Origin of the sequence: Campylobacter sp. IFREMER_LSEM_CL1097, assembly GCF_025772225.1 — a bacterium.
Taxonomy (GTDB): Bacteria; Campylobacterota; Campylobacteria; order Campylobacterales; family Campylobacteraceae; genus Campylobacter_D; species Campylobacter_D lari_D.
This window is the reverse complement of record NZ_JAKMRT010000001.1, coordinates 45,630-69,528: the sequence shown is the minus strand read 5'-3', so window position 1 is coordinate 69,528 and position 23,899 is coordinate 45,630. Positions and strand designations below refer to the sequence as shown.

Sequence of the window (23,899 nt, the reverse complement as noted above, 5' to 3'; positions counted from 1 at the left end):
TTAAAAACTAGGCGTTTTTAAATCCCTTTTCCTTCCTGCGCTAATAATTAAAACAAAATTAAGTACAATCAAAATATACACAAAAGTTGGTATAGGAAAAGCATCACCATTTGCATAAGAATGAAGCCCAGAAAGGTAAAAATTTACTCCAAAATAAGTCATTAATATACTATAAAAGGCTAAAACACTAGCACTTGCAAAAACAAAAATAAAATAAGCTTTAAAAATAAATCTTAAGTGTAATACCATGGTATAAACTACAATAGAAATCAAAGCCCAAGTTTCTTTTGGATCCCAACCCCAATATCTTCCCCAGCTTTCATTAGCCCAAACTCCGCCTAAAAAATTTCCTATTGTAAGCATTGCAAGCCCTATTATCATAGACATTTCATTAACACAGTGTAATTTAATGATGTTTAAATCTATATTTTTATTTTTACCTCTTAAGGCAAAAAGAAATAAACTTAAAATTCCTACAATAAAACAAAGTGCTAAAAATCCATAACTTGCTGTTATAATAGAAACATGAATATTAAGCCAATATGATTTTAAAACAGGTACTAAATTCCCAATTTGAGGATCCATAAAGCCAAGATGAGCCACAAAAAGTGAAATGCCTGCTAAAAAACTCGCACCACATAAAGCCAAGAGTGATTTTCTAAAAAATATCACAGCACTCATCACACAAGCAAAAGCTATATAAATCATGCTTTCATAAGCATTACTCCAAGGAGCATGCCCACCTACATACCAACGAATGATTAAAGCTAGTGCATGTATGATTACACATATACTTAAAATGATGTAAAAAAATCTATATACAAAGGTAGATAAAGAAATATTTTTTAATATAGTATAAAAACTTAAGAAGAAAAATACTAACGCAAAGCTAATATAAACAAAAGTTAGATTATCAAAGATATTATAATGATTAAGCAGTATTTCAAGATCTAATCTTTCTTTTGGCGGTAAAACACTACTTCCATAGTGATTTTGAAAATCTTTTAAAGATTGCAAAAATTCATTTGCATCTTGCCATTGATTATTTTCAACACCATTGCGAACTTGTAAAAAATAGCTAACTAAAAGCATTTGTAAACGCTCTACATCTTCTTTTGCAAAAGGTAAAATTTGCACCGGAGAATACCACTTTAAACTTTGCTCATTAATATCAGGAAAAATAGTTAAAGCTTGACCGCTATAAATATAATATGCATGATTTATTTTTTCATCTAAGGCTAGTAAATCTTTATCAAAGCTAGTTCTTAATGAAGGCTTTTTGCGGTTAGCTTCTTCAACATAATTACTAAGTTTATATACCCCATTATCAAACACATCATCAAATGCTATGTATTTTTCATTTGTATCTGCGCCTATTAATTCTCTTAGCTTGCTTGTTTTTGTAGCTATCATTTTGATTTTTCTAAATTCTTTAGGATAAATCATCATTGCTAGAAAAATTTGATCATAGTGAAGATTTAAAAATTTTTCTTTTTGAGTGATTTTATAAACAAACTCCATTGCCAAAGTATCTAAAGGTTTGATTCTACCATTATGATCTTGCACAAGTAATCTTGCAAAATTTAAAGAATGCTCATAGGAATTTTTTTGTAAATTTGAGATTAAATTTAAAATTTCATTTTTATTTTCTTGTGCAAAAAGCGGAGTTTGTAAATTTGCAAAAAGCAAAATAAACAATACAAAGCTTTGACCTTTTTTTAAATAAATGCTTAAACGATGAAATCTTGAGTTTTTATCAAATAAAACCCATAAAAATCCCAAAATCAATAAAGTATAACCTATATAAGTAGGGATTTTACCAGGATCTTTATTGACTGAAAGTATAGTGCCTTGCTCATCTTGATCATAAGAACTTTGAAAAAATCTATATCCACCATAATCAAGAACATTATTCATAAAAATATCATAATCTAGATTAATATTATTTTGCTTATCTATGATTTGAATTTTTGAAGTGTAAGAAGATGGACTCATAGAGCCTAAATAACGCTCTAGTATAAAATCTTTTAAGTGTAATGCAAAAGGAAGCTTAATTTCTCTTGGTCCCCAATTGATAGTAAAATTTTTTCCCTGTAAGTTAAAATGCACTGCTTGTTTGTTTGTAAAATTTGGATTTAAGATTATTTGTGTATTTGCTTTTTGATAATTAATATTTAATTTTAAGCTAGCAGGTGTGATAGAGTCTTTTTGTGGAGTGTATTTGATAGAGCTTATGATTAATTTTTCACCATTTAAGTCAATAGTTTTTTCAAAATGCTTTTGAGTTAGCGGGGTAAAGCTAATAGGAAATTCAAAACTGGCATTAGTATCAAAATCAGTAATTTTTATAAATTCTTCTCTAGTAACTATGGTGTTAGAGCTTTGATTTTCTCTTATATGCATTCCACCTTCTAAGCCAAAATATCTAGTAAGTCCAGCACCGATTAAAATCACTATAAAAGATAAATGTAAAAGCAAGATAGAGTATTTTTTCTTTTGAAAAAGCTTGTTATAAAATATCACTCCGATTAAATTTAAACCTAGTAATAAATGCAACATATCAAACCAAGCATTATTATAAATCAAAGCTTTAGCTGCGCTAATACCAAAATCATTTTCTATAAAGGTTGCCACAGCACAAGCTATGGCATATATACTCATTAGTAAAAAACTCATTGCAAAAGAAAAAAAATACTGCATTTTTAACCTTTAAATATTATTTTCTTTATAAAAATGTATGAGTTTTTGTGCTATGGTTGCTTCGTCTAAATTTTGATTTTCTTTTTGATTTAAAAACTCCATTGTAGCGCTTAGTCTTTTTGCGCTAATAAAACCAGGATAATTTAGCAAAGTTTGGCTGTTTTTGTTTAAAATTACAATAGTAGGGGTGGCTACTATATCATAAATACTAGAAAGTTCAGCTGTACTTAAGTCACTTTTATGGTTTTTATAAAATGTATGAATTTTTTTATAGCTTATATTTATATAATATGAGCTGTATTTGTCTTTTATAAGTTCTTGTATTTTTTTATCATTTTTAATTTCTTCTTTTAATTTATCACAATATAAGCAGTGATTTGCGCTAAAAATGATTAAAATGTTTTTATCATCACTTTTTATATTTGTATTATCTTTAAATAAATAGGCTATTTCTTCATAAGATTTTTTATCTAAATCATTTGCTTTTTGTAAATTTTCTTTAGAAAATTGTGTACCGCTTGAGATTAAATTAGAATCAAGTTTTTCTTCATTAGAACAAGCTATAAAAAAAATACTTAAAAAACTAAGTGAGAGTATTGTTTTAAACATTTAAAATCCTTGAAAAAATTAGAAAAAGTCCTTATTCGCTATTATAGCGAATAAGGTTATAAGATAGTGTTAAAGAAAGTATAAAGCATTAAAAATAAAAATACTAAGCCAGTGATTAGCATTGCAAATCCTACAAGCTTAGCTAAGTATTGATATGCCTTGAAATTACTTTTATTTTCATATAAAGTGCTTAATTTTCCACTTTCTTTTAAGCGTTTATACCATACGCTTCTTTCTTGTTTAATCTCTTCTTCACTAATACTTCCTGAAAAAATCACCATATCCATAGGGAAGCGATCTGCTCTAAAATGCGTATTAAAGAAGTGAATTGCAAAAAATAAATCCTGTAGCAAGTAAAGCTTCATCAGAGTGAAGTAGGGTTGCTAAGTTGATTGCTTCACCTGGTAAAAATTTACCAAAGAAAGTAGGAAACCATAAAATAAGCCCTGAAATACCAATGATAAACATACCCCAAAATACTGCTAGATAGTCAAATTTTTCCCAATAAGTCCAGCGGTCAAATTGCGGTCTTGGTCCAAAACCAAAGAACCATTTAAAATGATCTTTCATATCTTTAAAATCTTGCCAATTTGGCATTAAAGAATCAGGCCCAAAAGTAGCTTTTAAAACTTTCATAAAGCTTATTTTGCCAGTTATTGGATCCCTTGCTACATCACGGCGTTTCCAATTTACGATGATGATTTCTCCAATGTGAGAGAAAAATACTGCAAACATTACTATGGCTGAAATATGATGTATGGTTGCAGCGTTAATGATATCTCCACCCATTAAATCAATCATAGGTTTAGCCCATGCTGAATCATAGAATTTTTGCGGTAAGCCTGAGAATGCAAGACCCAAAAAGCTAACTGCCATAAAAAAATGCTGAATTCTATGAAAAGTGCTAAATCTTCTTACTCTTACTTTATCTTCATGTGCTGCTTTTCTTGCTTCTTTCCATTCTTTAGGATATTTTATACGCATAGCAATTAAACGCAAGCACCAAAGTATAGTATGGGCTCCAAAGAAAACAAATACAGAAATGACCAAAATAGTCATGAATATATAAGCACCATGTAATCCAGGATATTTTTCGCCATCACTATGATCAGCATGTGCCATCCAATTTGCGAAATTTTCATTTGCATTTGGGTGGCATGATTTGCAAGTTTGAACACGGTTAATTGGCGAGAGAGTTGAGCTTCTTTCGCTTGATTTTAAAATATTATGTTTTCCATGACAATCAGAACAAGTAGCAACACTTGGAGTTTCACCTGGAGTGCTTAAAAACATACCTTTACCATGAAAAGTCATATGAAAAGTTGCACTTTTTTGTTTATGACATTGTGTGCATTTTTGATCAACTAATTGTTTTTGTGAATAAATTCCTGAATGTTTTGGGGTAATATGAATAGAGTGACAAGTTGCACAAGATGGTTTTTCTTTTTTCTTTTGCATATCTTGAGCGGGTAAGAACTCTTGCACCCCATGAGCGCTTTTTGCTAAAGCATTGCTTGCTTTTTCATGACAAGTTGCACATTTTTGATTGATTAGGTTTTTATTTGCTGCAATATCAGCTCTAATGCCTTTACCTTTTTGAGCATGACAATCACGACAAGATGGGGTGTTGCTAAATTTAAATCTTGAGTGGATAGTGTCTTTAAATTCGATAATTTCTTTAGCTTTTTCCCATTTAACTGTGTCTATTTTTTCAACTTTTCTACCTGAAGTTACCCATGATTCTATACCATCAAGCATTACAACAGAGTTTTTATAGCCAAGTTCTATAGCAACTGCAGCTGCTTGAGAAGCTTCAAATCTAAAACGATTTAAACCATAAAATACTAAATTTGCATTTTTATCATTAGGTAATAAATTTTGCCAATTTTCCACATAGGTTGATATGGAATTAGGTATATAACCATTAGCTTGTCTATCTTGCTCTGAATTGACATCAAAAAAATAAGTATTGTTTTGATCTAGCATTTCTTGAGCTTGTGCTAAGCTAATGCTTTTTACACCTTCTATTGAGCCTATTTCTCCATTAGCCTCAGCAAAAATAAATCCTGATGGCATAAAAAGAGTAAAAAGCACAATAAAAAGTCGAGTAATTAAATTTTTCAAGACTAGCTCCTTATTTTAAGGAAGAATTTTTCATTCTTCCTTTGTTTTTATTTACTATTTAGGATATTTTGTGCTTCTTGGATATAAATTAAAGCTTCTTCTATGATTTTCTTAGAATAAGCAGGTCCATGAACACCCCAAGAACCATCTTTTTCTAGTCTATCAGCTATGGCTTGAGCTTGATTAGTTAGGCTTAATACTTTTGATTTTTGCTCTATTGAAAGTTTATTTTTTTCAGCAAAAGTTTTATCAATATTTGCTATGCCTTTTCTAATTTTCTCATATCCTTCTTTAACAGGGTTTTGCCACTGCATTACTTTATCATAAATCATTTCTTGATTGCTAAAGTGAAGTTTTTCAGGTAAGGTTGATTGTACAGGACTATGACAACCACTTGCACCAGGACCCATTAGGTTAATATCACTAAAACTAGTTCTACCACAACTCCACATTAAATCAAGGAAAAATCTACCTTCATCATCTCTAGCTATAGTCCAACCACCAACTTTAGGCGATCTTTCTTTACCTTCTGGTGGATTAAGTGTTTTTGCGGTTTTATCTACTTTGATATTCCAAATATGTGAAGCTCTAACATTATCAAATCCACCTTTATCAGGGTTTTGAACCGCTCCAAAGTTTTCGCAACTCATCATATTTGGCATGTGACAAGCTGTACAGTTATCTTTTGCGTGAATTCCACCTTTTTTGAAAAAGCTTGCTTGAGTTTCATGACAATCTTTGCAAGTTTTTTTAAGTTTTGTTTTAGTATAACCGCTTTTCCAATCATTAAAAGTTACTTCATGTGGATCATGACAAGTATTACATCTCATACCCTTATCGTAGTGTGCTGAAGAATACATTTGAGCACCTTCTGTTCCACACGCAGGACAACTTGATTTAAAATATGCGTTGAAAGGTTTTCTAGGATTGATTTTAGCATCGGTTTCATTATATGAAAATCTTTGATGACATCTTTCACAATTTGATGGCATGCCTGCACCTCTTGCTCCATAAAGATGTGCTCCAGCCCCATGGCATTCCTCGCAAGTAATACCTTTTGAGATGGTATGTTTTTGAAGTTCTTTTGGATTACCTAGTGCTTTGTAAAATTCTTCCTTACTCTTAAAATCAAATTTAAAAGTATGACAGGTTTCACAATATGCAGTAGCAGGTTGAAAAACTGCTTTTTCTTTATAAGTTGCAGCATAAGAGTTTGTTCCCCATACTTGAGAGCCATTTCCTCCAAAATCTTCCATTTTAGTAGGAAAACCAGGTGCAAATGCAGCTATTTTTTGTGCCATTTCAGGGGTTAAAAACTCACTCCAAAGTCTTGAGAATTGATTACCTCCGGCGGTTAATTTACCACTTAAATCACTCAAATTTCCATCTTCAACATGGTAAGTTCCGCGCACAAGCCATCTATCTATAAAACCATATTTTGTTCTTGGTGTTCCAATGAGAGCATAAACATCATTTGGATAGATTCCATCGGGTAAAATAGTAGCTTGAGAATTATACATAGGTTTTTTCAAACCTTCAGCTCCACCAACTTCTTCCATTTCATGTGGAAAACGCACGGTTTTTGCATGACGAGAGCGCTCCCAAGAAGCATATTGAGCAGGATGGCATTCGCCACATTTTTTTGGACCCACAAATTTGTTTGGAAAATCCAAAAAAGATTCATAAGGCAAGCGATAAGTAATAGAAGCTTGTTTTAAATCATGCTCGGCAGCAAATTTAGCTCCATTTTGATTTACAACCCAATTTTCAGTTCTATCACTATGGGTAAATTTACCCACCAAACGCCCTTCTTTTTCATATTTAAAAATAGGGTGATTTTTATAAAGATAATCAAAAAATGCATCTTCTTGAGCCACATAACCATCAAGGGTTCTAGGCTCTGAAGAAGCAAAAGCTTGTGTAGTCAAACTAATGCCCAATGCTAAACAAGCATAAGTGGCAACTTTAGCTAGTTTATGTTTCATAACTTCCCTTTCATGTAGTTTTGTTAAAAGATAAAAACACTCTTATTTATTATCTATTAACTTTTAAAACATAATTTTGACTATTTTTTAATAAAAATTAACTTAAAAATATAATTTATTAACTTTTTATTAATTTAAATAATAAAAATTATCATATAGAAAAAGAAGTTATTTGCTAAATATTAAATTCTACTAATAGTCCCTACTACCTTACCTACAATTAAAAAGTCTCCATTTTGATAATGAACATCCGCATAACTTAGGTTAAAAGAGTGTAAATAAACTCCGCCTTTATTGCTTTTAAAAATTTGTTTGATAAATAAACCATCTCTGGTATTTACTGCAAAAACTCCACCTTCTTTAAAGCTTTTGCTTTTATCTACTAAACACAAAGAATCATCTTTGATTTCAGGCTCCATGCTATCGCCTATACATGGGATGATATCACAATCTTTAGAGCCAAAAAAATCACTTAGTTTTTCATCTATAATCACTTCTGAAAAACTTACATTATCATTTAAAGCTCCACCTCCCATAGAAGCATTAACATCATAATATTTTAAGACATTATAGTTTAGATCATGCGTTAGAGTATTACTCTCAAGGGAATCTTCATAAAAAAACGCATTGATATTGATATTTCTTTCATTTAAAAAATGAAGTATTTGTTTATAAGGTATGGAATTTCTAAATTTCATACTATAAAAGGTATCAGGATTGATATTTAGCATCTTAGCTACATCAGAATCTTTGGCGTTTTTTATTCCTTCTTTTTGGAGTATAAATTTTAATTTATCAGTAATTTCATTCATTTGCATAAAAATCCTTTTAAATAAAAAGTATTTTAGCAAATTTACTTTTATTTTGCAAGAATTCTTTTAAATTAAAAGATATTTAGCTTCCAAATTTATGGAAGCTAAAAATTATTTATTAGTCAGACTTTTGATGTATTGATCTACCATGTATAAGCCATTACCATTATCGCTTATGAGTTTGATTTTATCTACTATACCTCTAAAAAGCGCTTCCTCTTCGTGTTGTTCGCTTACATACCATTGTAGAAAATTAAAAGTAGAATAATCTTTACTTGAAAGCATAAAATCTACAAGATTATTAATAGAAGCAGTGATACTTTGCTCATGCTCAAAAGTTTTTTCAAATACATCAAGCAATGATTTAAAATCACTATCAGGTTTTTTAACTTCTTTTAATTCTACTTTAGAATCAGTTTCATTCAAATAAGTGATGAGTTTTCTAGCATGATCACTTTCTTCTCTTGCATGCTCGAACAAAAACGCCCCTGCACCATCAAAACTATGCTCATAGCACCATGAACTCATACTCAAATACAAATTTGCTGCATACATTTCTTTATTAATTTGCTCATTTAATAAAGCTACTACTTCTTTTGAAAGCATTTTCTCTCCTTTAAGTGTTATTGCTTTATTATATTAATATAGTTTTATTAAAAAGATATTAATAATAAAAAAATTATTTTGTATTTTTTATACTAAAAGAAAAAACACTGCCTTTTTGTGGGTTAGATTGAATTTTTAAAGAACTTTTGTGTAAAGTGAGTATTTTTTTAACTAAAAACAATCCTAGTCCAAAAGAATTGTTTTGGCTAGTATTGATTTTATAAAATTTTTTTGTGATTAATTTTAAGTATTTTTCCTCTATGCCTATGCCTTGATCTTGTATAGTAAATTCTTGGTTTTTAACTTCAATAAAAATATCTTTTTGACTATATTTTAGTGCATTGCTAATGAGATTAATAATAACTTGCTCAATGAGAAAAGAATCTGCTTTTATGAAAGTTTGCTCTCCTTGAATTTTAATCCTGCTTTCATTAAAATTTTCAACAATATTTTTACTTAAAGCATATAAATCAAAATTTTCTTTATTTAAAGATGTGATATTTAAATTAAAAACAAAATTTAGTTTGTGTGTTAGTTGGTTGATTTTTACGCTTTGCTTGTGAATTTTTTCAAGCATAAATTTTCTCATAGTTTCATCATTATGTTCTTTTTCTAAAGATTGCAAACTTAAATTTATAACACTTAAAGGATTTTTTAACTCATGTGAAATAGCACTGATTAAATTTGAAAGTTGAGTGTTTTTCATTTTAATTTTTTTGGCTTGTTTTTTATTTTGTAATTCTTTCTCATAAAATAATTTTTTTATTTTTAATAATCTTAAATTTAAAGAATTTAAATCATAAAAAAAGTTCTTTGTAAAATGAAATTCTGATTGACTCTTTATATTTTTAATAAACAAAAGTAATTCTTGAAAGTATTTTTTAAAAAAGTTAAATATAAAAATATATATTGCAGTTAATACTGCTAAAAAAAGCAAAAAAATCAAAATATTTTTTATCCAAAAATCTTGTATTTTTGCATTTATTTTTGGATAAACAATGATGATGTATTTATATCCTTCATATTGATAAGCTTTATAATAAATTTCTTTATTATTAAAAAATTCATGTGTAAAATCTGCGTTAAATTGATTTTTAAAAAAATCAAAATCATCTAAAGATGAGATGGTTTTTCCATCTTTTTTGATGATAAAATCTGCTCTTGTTTGTTGAGAAAATTCTTGAATGTTGTTTGTATTGAGTGTTTTTATAATGCTAAATTTTAATGTATCATTCAAGGTTTTTAATTTTTGCTCATAAGTGCTTTTTATAGTGTTGTTTATATATTGCTCATTAACAAAATAAAACAATCCTATAAAAAATATACAAAAACATATAAAAAATAAAGCAAAAAAATTTCTGATTTTTAACACAATTTATAACCCACCGAGCGCACTGAAATGATATTTTCTTTAATTTGTGGAATTTTTTGTTTTAATCTTAAAATAGCCGTATTGATTGTCTTATCGCTTGTTGTGTCATTTTTCCATACCTGCTCACTTAAAAATTGACGGCTTAGAAGTTGATTTTTGTGATTAAAAAAACACTTGAGTAATTCTACATCTAGGGTTGATAAATTTTCAAATGTATTTGTTTGATAAATTAATTTTCTTTCTTCTATATATAAAGTAAAATCTTGATAAGAAATTTGTTCTTTTGGAGTTTTATTTCTTTTAGTTACGGCTTTGATTCTAAATAAAAGTTCATTAAAATCAAAAGGTTTGCATATATAATCATCACAGCCTTGCTCAAAACCTTCTAAAATATCTTTTTGTAAAGTCTTTGCGCTAAGAAAAATCACAGGCTCCATATAACCTTTTTTTCTTAATTGTTTTATCATCTCTACACTATCGCCACTTGGTAAATTTCTATCCATGATGATTAAGTCTATTTCATTTGTATCTAGAAAGGTTTCTAAGTCAAAAAAATCAAAATAATTATAAATTTTTATATTTTCTTGACTAAGTCTTAAACTAATTAACTCATTTAAATCTTTATCATCTTCTATCAAAATAACATTTAGCATATAAAATTATATCAAAAAATACATGTATCCAAAATGTTTCCAAGTTTTTTTAAATTTTCATTACTTTTTTAAAACAAGGAGAAAAAATGAAAAAACTTTTGGCTTTAAGTGTGGCTACCTTTGTTAGTCTAAACGCAGCAGAATTAAAAATAGCAGGTTCATCTACTGTCTATCCTTTTACTTCTTTTGTTGCTGAAGAGTATGCTTCTATAAAAAATACAAAAACACCTATAGTTGAAAGTCTTGGCACAGGTGGTGGTTTTAAAGTGTTTTGCGAGGGAATTACTGATATTTCTAATGCTTCAAGAGCAATCAAGCCAAGTGAATTTGAAACTTGTAAAAAATCAGGTGTGAGTGATATAGTCGGGATTATGATAGGTTATGATGGCATAGTTTTAGCTCAAAATAAAATCAATGCTCCATTAAATATAAGCTTACATGAGTTATTTTTAGCTTTGGCCAAAGAAATTCCACAAGATGGAAAATTAGTCCCAAATCCTTATACAAATTGGCAACAAATCAATAAAAATCTACCAAATAGAAAAATTACAATCTATGGTCCTCCATCAAGTTCAGGAACAAGAGATAGTATAGAAGAACTTGTAATGGTAGATATTTCTAAAAAAATTCCTGAATATAAAGGTGCATATAAAACTATACGCCAAGATGGAGCATTTATACCAAGTGGAGAAAACGATAATTTAATTGTTTCAAAACTTTCTGTTGATAAAGAAGCTTTTGGGCTTTTTGGATACGGATTTTTGGCTAGCAATGATGATAAGATTAATGCAGTTGATATTGATGGTGTAAAAGCTGATGAGAAAAATATTTCCGAAGGAAAATATAAACTAGCTCGTTCTTTGTTTATATATATGAATGCTAAGAAAAATCCAGAAGTATTTGAATTTGCAAAAATTTATATGAGTGATGATTTAGCTAAAAGCGGAGCAGAATTAGAAAAAATAGGATTGGTTCCTTTGGATGAAAAAACTTTAAAACAAATCCAAAAACATATAGAAGAAAAAGGTTTATTAACTGATGAGCTTGTTAAAGCAGGGAAAGTTTTTTAATTTTTAGGATGAAAAATTGATAAAAGAAAAAATAATAAAATTAACGCTTTTTCTTTGTGCTTTTGTTAGCGTAGTAGTAAGCTTTGCTATTATGCTAACTATTTTAATAGAGGCATTAAAATTTTTTCAAAAAGAAAGCGTATTTACTTTTTTATTCTCAAGTCAGTGGGCAGCAGATGCTGCATTTGTAGGTGCTGATGGAAGTAGCAAGCATGGGGTTTTTGGTGCCTTGAGTTTATTTTGGGGAACTTTTTATATTTCATTAATAGCAATGCTAACAGCCTTACCTTTAGGTGTAATGTGTGCTATTTATCTTGGAGTATTTGCAGGTAAAAAATCTAAAAACTATTTAAAACCTATTTTAGAAATCATAGCAGGAATTCCTACTGTAGTTTTTGGATTTTTCGCAGCCATAGTTGTAGCTCCTTTTATAGTGTGGTTTTTTTCTCTTTTTGGTATAGAAGCTAGTTTTCAAAGTGCCCTAGGTGCAGGTTTTATCATGGGTATTATGATAGTTCCTATAGTGGCTTCACTCTCACAAGATTGCATTGAAGCTGTAAGTTTAAAAAGGATAAACGGAGCTTATGCTTTAGGTATGACTAAAAAAGAAGTTGTTTTTGCAGTAATTTTACCAGAAGCAATGCCAGGTATAGTTGCAGCTTGTCTTTTAGGACTTTCAAGAGCTTTAGGTGAAACAATGATTGTTGTTATGGCTGCTTCATTGCGTCCAAATTTAACAATGAATTTTTTAGAAGATATGACAACAGTGACTGTAAAAATAGTAGAAGCATTAAGCGGTGATCAAGCTTTTGATAGTTCTTTAGCTTTAAGTGCATTTTCTTTAGGGCTTGTGCTTTTTATTATTACATTAATCATTAATATTTTTAGCGTTTATTTGATAAATCGCTTCCATAAAAGGAAAAATTTATGAAAAAACTTTTTAAACAAAGAAAAAAAGCTTCAAAAAATTTCAAAAGATTCTGTAAAATGGGGCTTTATATAAACCTTATTTTTCTTTGTATTTTTTTATCAAGCGTAGGGTATCTTGGGATAGGAGCTTTTAAGCAAACTTACATTTATGCCCAGGCTGATAGAAATAGCCCTTCATATGAGCTTTTATCGCGTGCTGAACAAAGGAAAATAAGAACAGGTCAAATCAAAGAAAAATCTTGGCTTTTAGCAAATTCTGAAGTTGATCAATATATGAAAAAAAACTACAATAAACTAAGCGATGAACAAAAAACTTTAGTTGATGAATTAGTTCAAAAGCAAGAAATCAAACTAAGTTTTAACACAAATTTTTTCCTTAATGGAGATTCTAAATCACCTGAAAATTCAGGAATCTTTGCTTCTGTGGTTGGAACTTTACTTGTGATGATAGTATGTATGGTTGTAAGTATCCCAATAGGAGTTGGAGCAGCTATTTATTTAGAAGAATTTGCTCCGCAAAATGTATTTACGCATTTTATAGAAGTGTGTATTAATAACCTTGCAAGTATTCCTAGTATTTTATTTGGACTTTTAGGACTTGGGGTGTTTATTAATCTTTTTGGGATGCCTCGTTCTAGTGCTTTAGTTGGAGGATTAACTTTGGCTATTATGAGCTTACCTATTATTATTGTTTCAACTAAAGCTGCCTTAAAAAGTGTGGATATTAATATGAAAAATGCAGCATATGCTTTAGGCATGACTAAAATTCAAATGATAAAAGGTATTATGCTACCTTTGGCAATGCCTATGATTTTAACAGGTTCTATTTTAACTTTAGCTCAAGCTATTGGTGAAACCGCACCTTTGATGATTATAGGTATGATAGCTTTTATACCTGATGTGGCAAATAGTGTTTTTGCACCAACAAGTGTTTTACCTGCTCAAATTTTTTCATGGTCAGCTATGCCAGAGCGTGCATTTTTAGAAAGAACAGCAGCAGGGATTATAGTGCTTTTATCTCTTTTGGTGATTTTAAATTTAGCAGCAATACTTTTAAGAAGATATTTTCAAGGAAAATTAAAATGATAGCAAAAACAACAAATCTAAATTTATTTTATGGTAAAAAACAAGCTTTATTTGATATTAATATGGAAATTCAAAAAAATAAAATCACAGCTTTAATAGGTGCTTCAGGCTGTGGAAAATCCACATTTTTGCGTTGTTTTAATAGGATGAATGACAAAATAGCAAAAATCGATGGTCTTGTTGAGATTGATGGAAAAGATGTTAAAAATCAAGATTTAGTCGTGCTTAGAAAAAAAGTTGGAATGGTATTTCAACAACCTAATGTTTTTGTAAAAAGCATTTATGATAATATTTCTTATGCTCCAAAACTCCATGGGATGATCAAAAACAAAGATGAAGAAGATGCTTTGGTGGAAGATTGTCTTAAAAAAGTAGGGCTTTTTGAGGAGGTAAAGGATAAACTAAAACAAAATGCTCTAGCACTTTCAGGTGGTCAGCAACAACGCCTTTGTATTGCAAGAGCTTTGGCCATAAAGCCAAAATTATTACTTTTAGATGAACCAACTTCAGCGCTTGATCCCATATCTTCAAGCGTTATAGAAGAGCTTATTAAAGAATTAAGTCATAATCTTTCTATGATCATGGTAACGCATAACATGCAACAAGGTAAGCGCGTGGCTGATTATACTGCATTTTTTCATCTAGGCGAACTTGTAGAATTTGGAGAGAGCAAGGAATTTTTTGAAAATCCTAAAGAAGAAAAAACAAAAGCTTATTTAAATGGAGCTTTTGGATAATTTTTATTTATTTAGAAATTTTGATGATATAATTAATCAAAATTTCTAAAAGGCTTAACATGCTCATAAATCAAACTTATTTTATAGACTCTTGTGATGATGTAGAATTAAATATAAAAAGAGAAAGTAAATTAGAATATAGAATTACTTATGATGATAGTAAGCAAATGGAAGCTATTGTTTTTATCATAGGTGGATATGGAGCTAATGCTCATATGACTTTTGTTGATTTTAATAGGAAGTTTTTGGCTCAAAAATATAATGTTGTAGCTGTAAGCGTTTTGTATCATTGTTTTTGTCAAAGGAGATCAGATGTAGAAAAATATAGTGCAGCTATTACATTTACAGAAGAAGATTTAGTACACTTAAAAAACATTTTAGAAAATTTCAAAATTCAAACAAGTAAATTAGATTGCTCAACAGCATCAATTCATTATGAGTTTTTGCATCAAACTATTAGTAGCTTAAAAGAAAAAAAGTTATTAGATATAGATTATAAAGTTAGTCTTTCACGCTCTTTTATCCCGCCTAATAATGAATATAATAATTATGGAATTATGCCTGCTATCGATCATATCAATGCCTTAAAAGATATAATAAAAAATTATCCTCAATTTAAATCTTTACCTAAAATTTACGGGGGAGGATCATATGGAGGTTATTTAGCGCTAATGTGCGCTAAAATAGCTCCTTGGTATGTAGATGGAGTGATAGATAATTCTAGTGCTGGAATATTACCTTTACATTACATCATAGGAAGAGATATTAACGGATATGACCATGTTTTAGAAACTCCAAATGTTATATTGTATGGTATTTTAAAATCATATTGGACACGCAAAAACCCAAACTCACCTTATTATTTTGCTGATGAAAATTATTTAATTAGAGCTTTACTTAATAAAGATCATTTGATCTTACAAGCTCAAAAGAATAAAAATATTATTTATACAAGTTATCATAGCGCCAAAGATCCTGCAACTCCAATAGAATATAAAATACAATTAATTCAAACATATAAAGCCTTAAACTATGAAGTAGATTTTCATCTAATAGATGAAAAAGATATAGATGGCAAATTTATTAAAAATTTAACTCATGGGTGTGGAATTCCTGATAAGGCATTATTTAATAAAGAATTACCTATTATGCTTGAAAAATTAAAAGATAAAACATTTAGTATGAAAAAAGATAGTATATCTTATCCTTGTAAAAATAAAGTTTTTACCTTTAAAGATGAAAATGATAAATTTGTTTTAGAAATATTATAAAGCTTATAAAAAGTAATTTTTAAGTAAAATTACTTTTTACTTTCAAAAGATTATTATCAAAAAGAGTATTTATGGCAAGCAAACAACTTTCACTCAAACATCTTAGTATGCCTATATTGCTTGAAATGTTTTTAAGATATTTTTCTTTGATTATCAACACCGTGATGGTTTCGCAGTATTCTAACTTTTTAGTTGGAGCCATGGGTGCGGGTAATCAAGTAGCAGATTTATTTATCATTATTTTTAGTTTTTTAAGTGTGGGTTGTAGTGTAGTGATCGCTCAAGCTTTAGGAGCTAAAGATTACACTCTAGCAAGAAAGGCAATTCATCAAAGTTTATTTTTAAATGCTTTGCTTGGTTTTGTGTGCGGAAGTTTGATTTTATGGCATGGAGAGTTTTTGCTTTATCTTTTACAAATTCCAAATGAGCTTTTAAAGAATAGTGAAATTTACTTGCACATGCTTGGAATTTGTTTGTTTTTTGACGCTATGGGTATAGTTTTAGCTGCTATTATTAGGGTGTATAATATGGCTTATTGGGTTATGTTTACTACCTTATTGATGAATATTGTGATATTTATAGGAAATTTTTATGTATTACATTTTACCAAACTAGAGCTTTTTGGAGTAGGGCTTAGTAATATACTTGGGCGTTTGGTCGCCTTTGGTATGCTTGTAGCAATACTTAGTTTTAAACTCAAAATTCATCTTAAAATTAAAGAGATGATAAGTCTTGAAAAAGTGGTACTTAAAAAGATTTTTAACATTGGTGGTTTTGCAGCAGGAGAGCATTTGATATGGTTTATACAATACACCATAGCTTTTGCTTTTGTAGCAAGCTTGGGTAAAGAAAATTTAAGCGTTCAAACGATTTATTTTCAAATTTCTTTACTTATCATGCTAGTAGGGCAAGCTATAAGCGTGGCAAATGAAATTATCATAGGTAAATTAGTCGGCGCAAAATACTTAAATGTAGCCTATAAGCATACTTGGATAGCTTTATATTTTAGCGTGGTAGCAAGTGCTTTTGTAGCTTTGCTTAATTATGTTTTGCAAGATTTTACTATGGGTGTGGTAAAGCTTGAAGAAAGTTTAAAAGAGCTTATGATACCACTTTTTACTCTTTCAATTTTCTTAGAAATCTCAAGAACTTTTAATATAGTCATGGTGAATTCGCTAAGAGCAAGTGGTGATGCGAGATTTCCATTTTTAAGTGGAGTGGTGTTTATGCTTGGGGTTTCTTTACCGGTTGGTTATGTGCTTTGTTTTTATGCTGGACTTGGAATTTTGGGAGTTTGGATAGGTTTTTGTGCAGATGAGTTTTTACGCGGTATAGTAAATTCATATAGATGGAAAAGTAAAAAATGGCAAGGCAAAGCACTAGTATAAAAGGAATTTTAGAATTTAAAGAATTTCGTTTTGTTTTTGAAAAGAAAAAACTTAAATATCTAAGACTTAGGGTAGATAGGGATTTAACTTTCAAGCTTAGTATACCGCTATATTATGAGCAAAGAGATGTTTTAAGATTTTTAGAAAAAAATGAAAGTTGGATTAGAGCCAAAGAAAAAGAACTTTCTTTAAAAAGAGTAGTTTTAGCAAGTGATGAATTGTATTTTTTAGGTAAAAAATACAAGCTAGTTTTTAACGAAAATCATAAAAAAATTCTTATAAAAAAAGATAAAATTTTTGCAAAAAATCAAAAAGCCTTAGATCTTTTCTTGAGGCGTAGTGCTAGAGTGATTTTTGAGTATTTTATAAAAAAATGGCAATTTATCCACAAGAGAAAAGTGCAAAGAATTTGCATTAAAGAAATGATCTCAAGATGGGGTTCTTGTAATCATCAAAAAGCATACATAAACTTAAATTTAAAACTCATGCAAAAACCTATAAAAGCTATAGAATATGTGATTTTGCATGAACTTACACATTTAATCTACCCACATCATCAAAAAGAATTTTATGATTTTTTATATAAATTTATGCCTGATTATAAAGCAAGAGAAGTTTTTCTAAAAAGTCTTATTTTTTAAGCTTTCCTTAGAATTAAAATTGTTATATTTATATTTTTAAAAATTTAATTTTAAGGTTTTAAACTTGCTTTTAGAAATTACTTTTGATTATAAATCTAAAAATGATATTTTTGAGTATTTGTTAGCTTATTATGCTAAAGATTATGTGTATGATTATGAGCAAAAAGATGAAAAAATCATCATTAAGATTAAAGGCGAAAAAGATGAAATTCAAGCCTTTTGTTCTAATTTAGAAAATATCAGCCATAGTGTTTTTTTAAACAAATTTGACTTAAAAGTTATAGAAGAAGATTTTACACCTATAAAAAAAGAAAAAGCTTTTACTCAAAGAAGTTTTTTAACAAGACTTAATGCAAATGCTTATACTAATGGCGAGCTTTTAGAAAATGAATGGGGTATTTTTGTAGAAGAAGAATTTAAAATAGAAGAAGAATTTATAAAAATCACTAAAGAAAATTTCTACGATAATTTAAAAAAAGCCTTGGAAAAATTAAAAAACAAAGAAAAAATGCATTTTAAAAGTCCAAAAGGAATATATGCTTTTGAAATTTTTAATGAAGCATTGGATGATTTTTTAATACCTTGTGACCCAAAACATATCAATGCATTTTTTTCTTGCAATAACGAGCAATTTAAAATCTTAGCAGGGGTTGAAAAGCCTCTAATGAAGCTTAAATTTAATGCTATTTTTAGACAAAATCATCAATTAAATCATGAATATTTTAAAATAAAAATATATGATAATCTTTTCTTGTTTGCTTTATGTTTTGAACTTGAAAAAGAAGGAATTAAGTTTTTAAATTTTAAAAAGCTAGAACATTTTGAAGATGATTTTGAAGTAGCTTTAATCGAAAATGAACTAGTAGTTTGTAGGGGTTATGATTATATTTTACCCGAGTTTAAAAATTTGATTTTTCAAAAAGAGGATAAAAATTTCGCAAGAATTTCTTGTATATTGTCTGATTTTAAAGACAAAAAGCCTTTGCTTTTAGAACTTAGCAAAAGAAATGATGATATTATCTTACTTGATAAAGAGCTAAATCTTTTAAAACTTTGCTTACCAAAAAGCTTTGATGAGTTTTATGAAACTATAAGTCAAGATGATGTTGCTAAGAGATTATTAGCTAATTATGAAAAAGAATTTATTCTTGTGCGAAAAGAACTAAATATGGCTAATAATTTTTTTAATCTTTTTGGCATGGTAGGGATGATTTTAGAGCTTGATGAAGACGAGAAAAAAGCAGCATTAGCGCTTTTGGCCTTAGCAGATGAGAGTAAAATGGCAAAAGGTGTTAGGATAGACTTTAAGCTTAATGAGCAAAAAGAATTTGATTACACTAAAACCTTAAGAAGTGTGATGAGTTTTAAGCTTGCTGGAGTAGAAAATCAAATCATAGCCTTAGGTGTTGTTGAGAGTTTGGCGTATTTTTTAAGGGATTTATTTGATGATTTAAGGACTAAAGAACAAGTTGATTGTGCCGTGCTTAGTGGGAGCTTGTTTGAGCATAAAAGCCTTAGTAAAAATGTATTTAAACACATACCATTTTTTAAGTTAAGTGATGTCCCACTTTGGATATGAAATTCATATTAAAGGACTAGTGCAAGGCGTTGGCTTTCGTCCTTTTGTTTTTAACATAGCTAAAGAGCTTAATTTAAAAGGTGAAGTTTATAATAATAGCTTAGGTGTTGTTATAATCCTTGAGTGTGGCAATGATGATTTAAAAATTTTTAAAGAAAAACTTTTTGCTAATTTACCACCTTTAGCTAGGATAGATGATTTTAGCTTTTCTTATAAAAAACTTCAAAAAACTTATAATGAATTTATCATAAGTACTTCACAAGATAGTGAAAAATTTAGCCCGATTTTAAGTGATTTTGCTCTTTGTGAGGATTGCTATAATGAATTTTACGATGAGAAAAATCCGCGATTTAAATATCCATTCATCACTTGTACAAATTGTGGACCAAGATTTTCTATTATAAAAAAACTCCCATATGATAGAGTTAATACGACTATGGATGAGTTTAAAATGTGTTCTTTTTGTCAAAGCGAGTATGAAGATCCTACTAATCGTCGTTTTCATGCCCAACCACTCTCATGCCCAAAATGTAAAATTACTATTTTTTTAAAAGATAAAAATCAAAATATTTTAGCCAAAGATGAAAAAGCTTTTATCTTGCTTGCAAAGCTTTTAGAAGAAGGTAAAATCGTAGCTTTTAAAGGTATGGGTGGGTTTCATTTAATTTGTGATAGTACAAATAAAAATGCTATAAATGAACTTAGAATACGCAAAAATCGCCCTAAAAAGCCTTTTGCTATCATGGTAAAAGATCTTAAAATGGCTCAAGAATTAGCTTTTATTAATAAAGCTGAAGCAAAACTTTTAACTTCAAATTTAAAACCCATAGTTATTTTAAATAGCAAAAATATCCATAAAAGCTTAGCACCAGATACCAATAAAATAGGTATTATGTTAGCTTATATGGGAATGCATTTAATGCTTTTTGAACATTTTAAAAAACCTATCATTGCAACAAGTGCTAATTTAAGTTCACAAAGCATTATTTATGAAGAAACAAAACTTTTAGAGCAACTTAGTGATGTGTTTGATTTTTATCTTGATTATGATAGAGTAATACACAATTCAAGCGATGATAGCATTGCTCAAGTTATTAGCGAAAAAACTATGTTTTTAAGGACTTCAAGGGGTCTTAACCCACTTTATATCAATACAGCAGATATTTTTAATACAAAAGAAAATATTCTAGCTCTAGGAAGTGAGTTAAAAAACGAATTTGCATGTTTTTTTAAAAATCAAATTTTCATTTCTCCTTATATAGGCGATATGAAAAGTTTAGACATACAAGAGAGATTTTTTAAAATTTTAACTTTCTTTCAAAACTCTTATAAACTAAATTTTGATCATATTTTAAGCGATAAGCACCCACAATTTAACTATGTAAAAGAATTTAGAGATTATAAAAATTTTCGCGTGCAACATCACTATGCACATTTGTGTGCTTGTTTATTTGAACACAAAATTTACAAAAATAATGTTTTAGCCTTTGTTTTTGATGGAACAGGTTATGGAGATGATGGAAAAATTTGGGGTGGGGAGATTTTTAGAGCGAGTTTAAAAAGCTATGAAAGGCTAAATCATTTTAAAAATTTCAAACTAATTAATGCAGATATTAAAAATATCGCAAATTTAGCTTTAGCTTTAATTTTTGATTTTAATTTAGAAAGCAAAGCTAGCGAGTTTTTAGCTAAATTTTCTCAAGTAAAATTAAATAATCTTAAAAAAATTCACACTCAAAGCTCTTTATATACGAGTTCTCTTGGTAGGATTATCGATGCTTTTGGCGCTTTTGCTTTTGATATACAAAAGCTTGATTATGAAGCACAAACTGGGCTTTTGATGGAAAAATATTATGATAAAAATCTTGATTATAGTTACAAATTTAACATCAAAGAAAAAGAAATTTGTTTTAAAAATGCTTTTTTGCAAGCTTTAGAAGATAAAGATAAAGTTAAAATTAGCACAGGTTTGCTTAATGGCATTGCAAATTTAATTATAGAATATTCAAAAGATTTTAAAGAAGAAGTGCTTTTATGTGGTGGGGTATTTCAAAATAAAACCTTGCTTGAAATTTTAGATCGAAAAAATTTTGCTTATAAAACTTCTTTACAATTTCCTTGTAATGATAGTTCTATTGCACTTGGGCAACTTGTGCATTATTTATCTTTAAAAACTTAATAAAACTCATATTTTTTTAATACTTTTTTATATACAATAAAATAAAAATATAAAGGAAAGATTATGTGTAAAGATTGCGGCTGTTCTATTAATGGACATGAACATCATCATGATCACCATCATGAAAATCCAGTTTTAAAAGATGAAAAAACTATTAATGTTATTAGTAAAATTTTATCAAAAAATGATCATCAAGCAGCTCATAATAGAGAGCATTTTAATGAGTATAATACTCTTTGTATTAATCTAATGAGTTCCCCAGGAAGCGGCAAAACAACGCTTTTAGAAGAAACTATAAAAACTTTAAAAGATGATTTAAAAATAGCTGTGGTTGAAGGAGATTTAGAAACCAATAATGATGCAAATCGCATTATTAAAGCAGGAGGTTTAGCTCATCAAATTACTACAGGACAAACTTGTCATTTAGATGCTTTTATGGTGCATGAAGCTTTACATCATTTTAAACTTAGCGAACTCGATATAGTTTTTGTTGAAAATGTGGGAAATTTGGTATGTCCTGCAAGTTATGATTTGGGTGAACATTTAAATGTAGTTTTACTTTCAGTAACAGAAGGTAGCGATAAGGTGGAAAAATATCCAGTGATGTTTAGAAAGGCTGATTTATTAGTCATTACTAAAGCCGATTTGGCTCAACATTTTGACTTTGATTTCAAAGCAGCTTCTATGGCAGCTAAAAGGCTAAATCCTAAAATAGATATTATGATTTTAGATAGTAAAACAAAAACAGGATTTGATCTTTGGATAAATTATCTAAAAATGAAAAAGGAGCTTAACTAATGTGTCTTTCTATACCTTCTAAAATTTTAGAAATTGATGAGCTAAATTCAGCCATAGTAGAAACTTTAGGGGTTAAAAGAAGAGTAAGTTTGGATTTAATAAGTGAGCCTTTAAAAGTAGGCGATTATGTGCTTATACATGTGGGTTTTGCTATGGAGAAAATCGACACTCAAGCTGCACAAGAGAGTTTAAAAATTTATGCTGATATAGCAGAGAAAATGCAAAATGGACAAATCGATGAAAATGAAGGCGATATGGGGCTAAAAAATGGATTTAATTAATGATTTTAGAGATAAAGAAAGAATTTTAACCCTAAAAGAACTTATTACTTCTAAAATTACTAAGCCTATTAACATCATGGAAATTTGTGGTGGACATACGCATAGTATTATGAAATTTGGTTTGCCTGATTTATTGCCAAAAGAAATTAATTTTGTTCATGGCCCAGGCTGTCCTGTGTGTGTTATGCCAAGAGAGCGTATTGATGTGGCTTTAAAGCTTGCAAGTATGCCAAATACTATCTTTTGCGTATTAGGCGATATGCTTAAAGTGCCAGGAAGTTATGAAAGCTTAATTGATCTTAGAGCTAAAGGGGCTGATATTAGAGCACTTTATACACCTTTGGATGTGATAGATATAGCTTTAAAAAACCCTGAAAAAAATATAATCTTTTTTACCATAGGTTTTGAGACAACTACACCTATGAGTGGGGTGATTATAGAAAAAGGTATAGCTTTAAATTTAAAAAATTTATTTTTTCATATTAATCATGTTTTGGTTCCACCCGCGGTAGAAGCTATCATGCAAGATGAAAATGTAAAAATTGACGCCTTTTTAGGACCTTCCCATGTAAGCGTTATCACAGGATCAAATATTTATGAACCTATTGCTAAAAAATACAAAACTCCTATAGCAGTGAGTGGTTTTGAGCCAGTTGATATAATGCTTAGTGTGTTAAATATAGTAGAGCAAATGAATGCAAATACTTTTGAAGTTTATAATGAATATCACAGAGTAGTTAGCAAAGAAGGAAATTTAAAAGCTAAGGCTTTAGTGGAAAAATACTTTAAACCTTGTGATTTTGAATTTAGAGGTCTTGGAGTGATTGTAAATGGCGGACTTTGTCTAAAAGATGAATTTGCACACTTAGATGCTAGCAAAGTGTTTGATTGTAAAGTACAAAGTAAAGATGAAAGCAAAGCTTGCATTTGTGGTCAAATTTTAAGAGGCTTAGCTAAGCCTTACGATTGTAAGGTGTTTGCAAAAGCTTGCACTCCAAAAAATCCCATAGGTAGCTGTATGGTTTCTAGTGAAGGAGCTTGTGCGGCTTATTATAAATACTATCAAGATAAGGCATAA

At 29.2% G+C, this 23,899-nt stretch carries 21 protein-coding genes; 12 read left to right on the top strand and 9 right to left on the bottom strand.

Annotated elements, in window-relative coordinates; translation table 11 throughout:
• The 9 genes from ccsA to L8W64_RS00335 all read right to left on the bottom strand — a co-directional run bounded on the left by ccsA (position 1) and on the right by L8W64_RS00335 (position 10,861).
• Positions 1 to 2,700: a cytochrome c biogenesis protein gene (gene ccsA / locus L8W64_RS00375; RefSeq protein WP_263672581.1), complete on the bottom strand. Its 2,700-nt coding sequence runs from the start codon at positions 2,698 to 2,700 to the stop codon at positions 1 to 3.
• A 9-nt stretch (positions 2,701 to 2,709) separates the two neighbouring features.
• Positions 2,710 to 3,309: a SoxW family protein gene (locus L8W64_RS00370; protein ID WP_133318861.1), complete on the bottom strand. Its 600-nt coding sequence runs from the start codon at positions 3,307 to 3,309 to the stop codon at positions 2,710 to 2,712.
• A gap of 56 nt (positions 3,310 to 3,365) precedes the next feature.
• Positions 3,366 to 3,596, bottom strand: a complete 231-nt coding sequence (locus L8W64_RS00365) for a hypothetical protein (RefSeq protein ID WP_263672580.1) — start codon at positions 3,594 to 3,596, stop codon at positions 3,366 to 3,368.
• Between the two features lie 28 nt (positions 3,597 to 3,624).
• Positions 3,625 to 5,433 (bottom strand): rhodanese-like domain-containing protein, encoded by a 1,809-nt coding sequence (locus L8W64_RS00360; RefSeq protein ID WP_263672579.1) that lies wholly within the window; start codon positions 5,431 to 5,433, stop codon positions 3,625 to 3,627.
• A gap of 47 nt (positions 5,434 to 5,480) precedes the next feature.
• Positions 5,481 to 7,418 (bottom strand): cytochrome c family protein, encoded by a 1,938-nt coding sequence (locus L8W64_RS00355; protein ID WP_263672578.1) that lies wholly within the window; start codon positions 7,416 to 7,418, stop codon positions 5,481 to 5,483.
• 182 nt (positions 7,419 to 7,600) lie between these two features.
• On the bottom strand, positions 7,601 to 8,236 hold the full coding sequence (locus L8W64_RS00350) for a helix-turn-helix transcriptional regulator (protein WP_220566402.1): 636 nt from the start codon (positions 8,234 to 8,236) through the stop codon (positions 7,601 to 7,603).
• Positions 8,237 to 8,341: 105 nt separating this feature from the next.
• Positions 8,342 to 8,836, bottom strand: coding sequence for a non-heme ferritin (gene ftnA, locus L8W64_RS00345; RefSeq protein WP_220566403.1), 495 nt, complete (start codon positions 8,834 to 8,836; stop codon positions 8,342 to 8,344).
• A 73-nt stretch (positions 8,837 to 8,909) separates the two neighbouring features.
• Positions 8,910 to 10,073, bottom strand: coding sequence for a sensor histidine kinase (locus tag L8W64_RS00340; RefSeq protein ID WP_263672577.1), 1,164 nt, complete (start codon positions 10,071 to 10,073; stop codon positions 8,910 to 8,912).
• A gap of 128 nt (positions 10,074 to 10,201) precedes the next feature.
• Positions 10,202 to 10,861: a response regulator transcription factor gene (locus L8W64_RS00335; RefSeq protein WP_043019788.1), complete on the bottom strand. Its 660-nt coding sequence runs from the start codon at positions 10,859 to 10,861 to the stop codon at positions 10,202 to 10,204.
• Between the two features lie 86 nt (positions 10,862 to 10,947).
• Here L8W64_RS00335 and L8W64_RS00330 point away from each other — a divergent pair, with 86 nt between their 5' ends.
• The 12 genes from L8W64_RS00330 to hypD all read left to right on the top strand — a co-directional run bounded on the left by L8W64_RS00330 (position 10,948) and on the right by hypD (position 23,899).
• The gene (locus L8W64_RS00330) at positions 10,948 to 11,931 is read left to right on the top strand and encodes a substrate-binding domain-containing protein (RefSeq protein ID WP_263672576.1); all 984 of its coding nucleotides are present in this window, start codon (positions 10,948 to 10,950) and stop codon (positions 11,929 to 11,931) included.
• A 16-nt stretch (positions 11,932 to 11,947) separates the two neighbouring features.
• Positions 11,948 to 12,862 carry a phosphate ABC transporter permease subunit PstC gene (pstC, locus tag L8W64_RS00325; RefSeq protein WP_047208303.1) on the top strand — a complete coding sequence of 305 codons (915 nt, stop codon included), beginning with the start codon at positions 11,948 to 11,950 and terminating at the stop codon, positions 12,860 to 12,862.
• Positions 12,859 to 13,947 (top strand): phosphate ABC transporter permease PstA, encoded by a 1,089-nt coding sequence (gene pstA / locus L8W64_RS00320; protein ID WP_133318866.1) that lies wholly within the window; start codon positions 12,859 to 12,861, stop codon positions 13,945 to 13,947. The genes pstC and pstA overlap by 4 nt, the downstream gene beginning before the upstream one ends.
• Positions 13,944 to 14,684 carry a phosphate ABC transporter ATP-binding protein PstB gene (pstB, locus tag L8W64_RS00315; protein ID WP_087700725.1) on the top strand — a complete coding sequence of 247 codons (741 nt, stop codon included), beginning with the start codon at positions 13,944 to 13,946 and terminating at the stop codon, positions 14,682 to 14,684. The genes pstA and pstB overlap by 4 nt, the downstream gene beginning before the upstream one ends.
• A gap of 59 nt (positions 14,685 to 14,743) precedes the next feature.
• Positions 14,744 to 15,955, top strand: a complete 1,212-nt coding sequence (locus L8W64_RS00310; protein WP_263672575.1) for a DUF2920 family protein — start codon at positions 14,744 to 14,746, stop codon at positions 15,953 to 15,955.
• A gap of 71 nt (positions 15,956 to 16,026) precedes the next feature.
• Complete coding sequence (locus tag L8W64_RS00305) at positions 16,027 to 17,343, top strand: MATE family efflux transporter (protein ID WP_263672574.1); 1,317 nt, start codon at positions 16,027 to 16,029, stop codon at positions 17,341 to 17,343.
• The gene (locus tag L8W64_RS00300) at positions 17,319 to 17,984 is read left to right on the top strand and encodes a M48 family metallopeptidase (RefSeq protein ID WP_263670249.1); all 666 of its coding nucleotides are present in this window, start codon (positions 17,319 to 17,321) and stop codon (positions 17,982 to 17,984) included. Before L8W64_RS00305 ends, L8W64_RS00300 begins: the two co-directional genes overlap by 25 nt.
• A gap of 64 nt (positions 17,985 to 18,048) precedes the next feature.
• Positions 18,049 to 19,563, top strand: a complete 1,515-nt coding sequence (locus L8W64_RS00295; protein ID WP_263672573.1) for a hypothetical protein — start codon at positions 18,049 to 18,051, stop codon at positions 19,561 to 19,563.
• On the top strand, positions 19,544 to 21,742 hold the full coding sequence (gene hypF, locus L8W64_RS00290) for a carbamoyltransferase HypF (protein ID WP_263672572.1): 2,199 nt from the start codon (positions 19,544 to 19,546) through the stop codon (positions 21,740 to 21,742). The genes L8W64_RS00295 and hypF overlap by 20 nt, the downstream gene beginning before the upstream one ends.
• 63 nt (positions 21,743 to 21,805) lie before the next feature.
• Positions 21,806 to 22,540, top strand: a complete 735-nt coding sequence (gene hypB / locus L8W64_RS00285; protein WP_261530076.1) for a hydrogenase nickel incorporation protein HypB — start codon at positions 21,806 to 21,808, stop codon at positions 22,538 to 22,540.
• On the top strand, positions 22,540 to 22,821 hold the full coding sequence (locus tag L8W64_RS00280; RefSeq protein ID WP_012661500.1) for a HypC/HybG/HupF family hydrogenase formation chaperone: 282 nt from the start codon (positions 22,540 to 22,542) through the stop codon (positions 22,819 to 22,821). The genes hypB and L8W64_RS00280 overlap by 1 nt, the downstream gene beginning before the upstream one ends.
• Positions 22,808 to 23,899, top strand: a complete 1,092-nt coding sequence (hypD, locus tag L8W64_RS00275) for a hydrogenase formation protein HypD (RefSeq protein ID WP_263672571.1) — start codon at positions 22,808 to 22,810, stop codon at positions 23,897 to 23,899. The genes L8W64_RS00280 and hypD overlap by 14 nt, the downstream gene beginning before the upstream one ends.